Origin of the sequence: Streptococcus sp. HMSC068F04, assembly GCF_001837455.1 — a bacterium.
Lineage (GTDB): Bacteria > Bacillota > Bacilli > Lactobacillales > Streptococcaceae > Streptococcus > Streptococcus salivarius_D.
On sequence record NZ_KV832509.1, the window covers coordinates 1 to 731 of the forward strand.

General features: G+C 32.7%; 1 protein-coding gene. It reads right to left on the minus strand.

Translation table 11 applies throughout. From position 1 onward, the window contains the following. Positions 1–176: 176 nt before the first annotated feature. Positions 177–575, minus strand: coding sequence for a transcriptional regulator Spx (gene spx / locus HMPREF2571_RS07140; RefSeq protein ID WP_002886328.1), 399 nt, complete (start codon positions 573–575; stop codon positions 177–179). Positions 576–731: the final 156 nt, after the last annotated feature.

Here is a 731-nt window from a genome sequence, read left to right on the forward strand (position 1 = left end):
ATCATCTCTGACCTGTCTTGTCAATAACTTTTTTAAAGTTTTTCAAACTTTTTGTTACTGGACAATTTCCTTAAGACTTTATTAGTCTATCAAGTTTGCGAACTAATGTCAATACTTATTTTCTATGCCAGAGTAAACGTAAAAAGAAGATCGCAAGTATCTCCTTTTTTACTTTTTTATAGAGCTGCGCGCATGCGTGCTTGTGAATTTTCGACATTTCGTATTGAACGTGGTAAGAAAGCACGGATATCATCTTCCTTATAACCCACTTGCAATCTCTTATCATCAATTAAGATTGGACTCTTCAAGATTCTTGGGTTTTCTTGAATCAAATCAATCACTTCACTGACACTGAGCTCGTCGATATCACAATTTAGAGCTTTAGCATAGCGATTTTTTGATGAAACAATACTCTCAACACCATTCTCTGTTTTTGATAGGATGTTTAAGATTTCTTCTTTTGTAAGTGGTTCTTTACCAAGGTTTTGTTCTTTATAAGGAAGTTGATGGTTGTTCAACCATGTTTTTGCTTTTTTACAACTTGTACAACTTGAGATTGTATAAATCTTAATCATGTTAATTCTCTCTTTCTGTCACATGATACTATTATCTTATCACTGTCCTTGATTTAAGAAATCGGTCTAGCGACCTATTTTGAATCTTGGTGACTTTTTTCAATTACCATAGACCGTTTTTTATTTAGCTTGAATTGTCAAATTAAGTGCATACTT

Excerpts from the sequence above, each read along its gene's own strand:
- spx (WP_002886328.1), bottom strand. The coding sequence starts at position 575 with ATGATTAAGATTTATACAATCTCAAGTTGTACAAGTTGTAAAAAAGCA.